We start from the raw sequence: 5,042 nt of genomic DNA, 5'->3' as shown, positions 1-5,042 counted from the left end.
AGCGGTTTCCCATCTCCAGCGGGAAATATTGTCTCAGGAAGACGCTCCGCTGTCTGCTTCTGGCTCGTTGCTTGCTCGCTCGCTCACTGTTGGCATCGGCCGTTTTGGTTTTACATCTTCCGTTCCGGGAACGACGAACGGGCCGGGAGAGTGCGTTTCCACGATTTCCCGCAGCTCTTCCTGGTCGATGACCTCCTTTTGCATGAGCCGCTGGGCCAGGGCTTCCAGGGCGGGGCGACGTACCTCCAGGATCCGCCGGGTCCGCTGAAGGGCCTCGTCGATGATCCGCCGGATTTCGCGGTCGATTTCCTCGGCCGTCGCTTCGCTGTACCAGCGGGGCCGTCCCAAATCGCTGTAAACCCCCAGGTGCGTGGGCACATCATCGCGGAATGCCAGCTTTCCAAGGCGGCTCATCCCAAACTCGGTGACCATGCTCCGTGCGATATCGGTGGCCCGTTGCAGGTCGTTCTGGGCACCCGTGGAAACGTCCTGGAATACCAGTTCCTCGGCCACACTTCCAGCCAGGAGCACCTGGATGCGGGCTTCCAACTCGCTCTGCGTCAAAAGATAGCGATCGCCCTCGGGACGCTGGAGGGTATACCCTAGGCCGGCAATTCCCCGCGGGATGATGGAGACTTTGTGGACAGGGTCCGTGTTCGGCAGGGAATAAGCCACCAGGGCATGGCCGCTCTCATGATAAGCCACCCGGAGCTTTTCCTCTTCGCTCATCACCCGCTGACGTTTTTCCAGCCCGGCCGTCACCCGCTCCACGGCTTCCGTGAACTCTTCCATGGTGACCGCCTCTTTGTTTTTGCGGGCAGCAAGGAGGGCCGCTTCATTGACGAGATTGGCCAGGTCGGCCCCTACGAAACCCGGGGTCAACGCGGCGATTTCGCTGATGTTCACCGACGGATCCAGCTTCACGTTTCGGCAATGGACCCTGAGGATGGCCTCCCGTCCACGGACGTCGGGACGATCCACGAGGATATGCCGGTCGAACCTTCCCGGCCGCAGCAAAGCGGGATCGAGGGTCTCCGGCCGGTTCGTCGCCGCCAGGACGATGACACCGCTGTTGGAGTTGAATCCGTCCATCTCCACGAGGAGGGCGTTGAGGGTCTGTTCCCGTTCCTCGTGTCCACCCACGATGCTCGTCCCGCGCATCTTGCCTAAAGCATCGAGTTCGTCGATAAACACGATGCAGGGAGCGCGGGCTTGTGCTTGCTGGAACATGTCCCTGACACGGGCGGCGCCCACTCCGACGAACATTTCCACAAAATCTGACCCGGAAAGGCTGAAGAAGGGCACACCGGCCTCTCCCGCGATGGCTTTGGCCAGCAGCGTTTTCCCCGTTCCCGGGGGGCCCACCAGCAACACCCCTTTCGGGATGCGGCCTCCCAATGCTCGGAATTTCTGCGGATTTTTGAGAAACTCGACGACTTCTTTGACTTCTTCGACGGCTTCGTCGATGCCCGCCACGTCCTTGAACGTGACGCCGACGTCTTCAGGAGCATAGAGCCGGCTGCGGCTTCGGCCGAATGCAATCGCCGAGCCTGGTCCTCCCATCCGGCGGAGGAGAAAGAGCATCAGCAGGACGAAGACCAGAAGCAGGATGATGTGAGGGCCGTACTGCTCCCAGAAGGTGGGTGGTTCCCCGCCCCGAACGTCGCGAAATCCTTTGTCCAGGAGCAATTGAAGGAGGGCGTTGTTGTCGTTTTCAAATCCCAATCGGGAGGAGCGAAACGTAACCTCTTCCGGCTTCGACCGTTTGCTGGGGGGATCCAGGATCTCCCGCGTTACGGTGCCAACCACTTCCTGGGGTCGGACGACGAGGTCGCGCAGGCCCGAATAGCGGATGCGGTACAGTTCGTTGCCCACTTTTTTGGTGACGACGATGGCCGCCTTCGGGTTCTGCTCGGGGCTTCCCTGTTCGATGAGTCGCACAAGTTCCAGATAGGGGATTTCCTCGGTGATGGTCGGTCGGACCAATCCGGCCAGAAGGAGGCTGACGGCAAGGGCAATCAGTAAATACCAGAGGATAGCGGGGCCACCGGGACCTCGGCGTTCTTTGGCTTTTTTTTCACCCGGTGGTGACGGCTCTCCCCGGTTGGTATCGTTTCGGTTGCCGGAGTCTCGCGAGAAGAGGTTCCGGAGTCTCTGCAAGTCGTTGGGTATCAAATACCAGGCTTTCTCGCCGTTTTTTGATTTCATCATGCGTGTGAACAAGCCATTTAAGACCGGAATGACTCTCGTGTATCGCCCCTCCTTCTGCCCTTTTCAATGATAGATCACAGGCGGCATTGAGGGAGTCCTGCGGGAGGGGAGTCCGGGCCTGGTCCTCTGCGGCGAATTTTCCGTATCCTGGGAAGTCCCGGATGGATTCGCCGGGGGACCCGACGTCGTTTACCTTCATTATCCCACCTGCGGGAAAAGAGGCAAATAGCCCGGCCACGGACTTATCCCCGTTAGTGACAGGGGACGATCCATCCCGCAGGACAACAACCAGGCAGCCTGAATGGCCCCGATGTGCTGGAGTTCTGATTCGCGCAGTCCACCGGACCCGACCGGCAGTGTGCCGCAGTTGTACCGGCGTTAGGGGGCGAAGCATCTGGCTTCTTGCAAGGATTCAATGGGTCGCGCTGTTTTGGCCTCCCGCAAGGAAAAAAAGATACCGGACAAGCCCGACCCTTCGGCGATCGGAGGGGCACGCTTATCGCGTCTGGCGACACAGCTTGTTCTCGGCGGGCAAAACTGTTGCAGCAGGGCGGCCACGAAGTTGAGAACCTCCAAACACGATATAATGCAGTGTTTGGATATCCCTTCGTGCCCCAAGTTCCGGGCGCCGAGTTTTGGGGTAGGCTGTCAGCTAATTTGACCTCCGGGGCGGTCTTTTGAGCACAATCATGGCCAACTCTATGCGAATTTTGATCCTGGGAGCAGGCACCATTGGTAGCTCGATTGCCGAGTTCCTTTCCCCGCATCACAGGGTGACGTTGATCGATCGGGACCGCGAGACTGTGGATCGAATCAACGCGACCATGGATGTGCGGGCCCTTGTGGGATCGGCCTCCGACGCCGTTCTCCTTTTCCAGGCGGGAGCCACCGACGCCGATTTGTGTCTGGCGGTGACCAATTCCGACGAAGTGAATCTTGTGGGGGCCAGCGTGGCCAAAGCAATGGGAACGCGGCGGGCCATCGCTCGGGTGTATTCCCCCAACATTCTGGATACCAGCACCTTCGACTACCGCGATCACTTTCGTCTTGACAGACTCGTGAGCCTGGAGCGCTTGGCCGCCCTGGACCTTGCGAGGGTGGTCCGCGGGGCCGGCACGCTGAGCATTGAGATTTTCACCGTGGCGGACCTGGAAATGCAGGAAATCGAAATCCGCGGAAAAGCCCCTGGAGTGGGCGTTCCGCTCCGACAACTCGAGTTGCCGCGAGGTGTGCGGGTGGGGACAGTCCTGCGACAGGGCAAACTCTTCATTGCCGGGCCGGAGGATTCGATTGAAATCGGCGATCGCGTGGCGCTTTTGGGCAAGCGGGACGAACTGGACGTCGTGAAAACCTTGTTCGAGACGGAAACTCCCCATCGGTTAGGGGTCGTCATCGCGGGTGGTGGGGAAACCGGCTTTCAACTGGCCCGCCTCCTGGAAGGACCACGCCATAACGTGGTCCTGATGGAGTCCAATCGAGAGCGTTGCGAGTATCTGGCCAGCCACCTCCGCGAGGTAACGGTGGTCTGCTGCGATGTGCGAAGCCGGGCGGCACTGGAAGAGGAGCGTGTGGGCAGTGCCGACTATTTTGTGGCCTGTACAGGCGACGATGAGAACAACCTTCTGGCGTGCGTGGAAGCCAAAGAACTCGGGGCCCAGAAGGTGGCGGCGGTGGTCGCTCGGTCGGATTACCGCTACATTCTGACAAAACTCGGTGTGGACCACGTCACGACTCCCCCCGACGTCGTCCGGAGAGAGGTGGAAGCCCACCTCACCACCGGGGTGGTGGTCACGAAAAAACCGCTCGTCCCCGGCTCCAAAATCTTTGTCATGGAACTGGAGGTCGTGGAAGGGGCGCCGGTGACCGAGCACGTGCTTGCACGAGTTGGCTTGCCGCGACAGTGCCTCATTGCGGCGGTCATCCGCGAGGGCTTTGCCATGCTTCCGGGAGCCGACGATCGCATCAAGCCGCGTGACACGGTGATCGTCCTGGTCCACGAAGACATGATCGATGAAATGCTTGAGTTCTTCCAGCCGCCGGAATGACGCGTGATGCTCCCGTCCGGGATCGCCATCTCGGTGGAACATTTTCAGCACAGGACAGTTTTCTGATCGGGCGTCATCAGCCGGCCTGAGTCGTCGTCCGTTGGTGTGGGTCACGGGGATCGGGGGACGGGACAAGCATACGGCGCTAACGCAGATCGATCAAAAACCCTTTCCGGGGATCACGATATGGCAAAGAAACGCATTTATCTGGATAATGCAGCCACAACCTGGCCGAAACCACCCGCCGTTTATGAGGCGGTCGATGCCTATCAGCGAAATCTCGGTTGCTCGCCGGGGCGCAGCACCTATCGGGATGCCATGGAGGCCGACCGCGTGGTGGCTGAGGCGCGTCGGGCAGTGGCCCGGTGTCTGGGTGTGTCAGATCCCCATCGCATCGTCTTCGGATTTAACGGCACGGACGTGCTCAATATGGCGATTCGCGGTGTGGTTCGCCCGGGCGATCACGTCGTCACGACGGCAGCCGACCATAACTCTGTTCTTCGGCCGCTGCGGTTTTACGAGGAGTACCATCACGCTCAGGTGGATCGCATTCCCTGCGATCCCTGGGGGTTTGTGATTCTCGAAGAGCTGGAAAAAGCGCTTCGCCCGGAGACGCGTCTGGTGGCGGTCAACCACGCATCCAACGTGGTGGGCACGCTGCAACCGCTGGCGCAGATCGTTACACTGGTGCGGCGGCACTGCGAGGCAATCATTTTGGTGGATGCGGCTCACTCGCTGGGACATCTGCCACTTTTCCCTAAGGAATTGGGAATCGATTTGTTGGCG

General features: G+C 60.1%; 3 protein-coding genes. 2 read left to right on the top strand and 1 reads right to left on the bottom strand.

The window, feature by feature from the left end; genetic code table 11:
- Window positions 1-33 precede the first annotated feature (33 nt).
- Complete coding sequence (gene ftsH, locus H5U08_RS09900) at window positions 34-2,211, bottom strand: ATP-dependent zinc metalloprotease FtsH (RefSeq protein WP_366494364.1); 2,178 nt, start codon at window positions 2,209-2,211, stop codon at window positions 34-36.
- A 689-nt stretch (window positions 2,212-2,900) separates the two neighbouring features.
- Between ftsH and trkA the strand changes: the two genes are divergently transcribed.
- On the top strand, window positions 2,901-4,256 hold the full coding sequence (gene trkA, locus H5U08_RS09895; protein WP_297032580.1) for a Trk system potassium transporter TrkA: 1,356 nt from the start codon (window positions 2,901-2,903) through the stop codon (window positions 4,254-4,256).
- Between the two features lie 186 nt (window positions 4,257-4,442).
- On the top strand, window positions 4,443-5,042 hold a 600-nt coding region (locus H5U08_RS09890), incomplete at its 3' end, for an aminotransferase class V-fold PLP-dependent enzyme (RefSeq protein WP_297032578.1).

Origin of the sequence: Thermogutta sp. (assembly GCF_014359955.1) — a bacterium.
In the GTDB taxonomy this organism is placed as follows: domain Bacteria; phylum Planctomycetota; class Planctomycetia; order Pirellulales; family Thermoguttaceae; genus Thermogutta.
The sequence above is the reverse complement of the archived record's forward strand: the minus strand, read 5'-3'. Positions and strand labels throughout refer to the sequence as shown.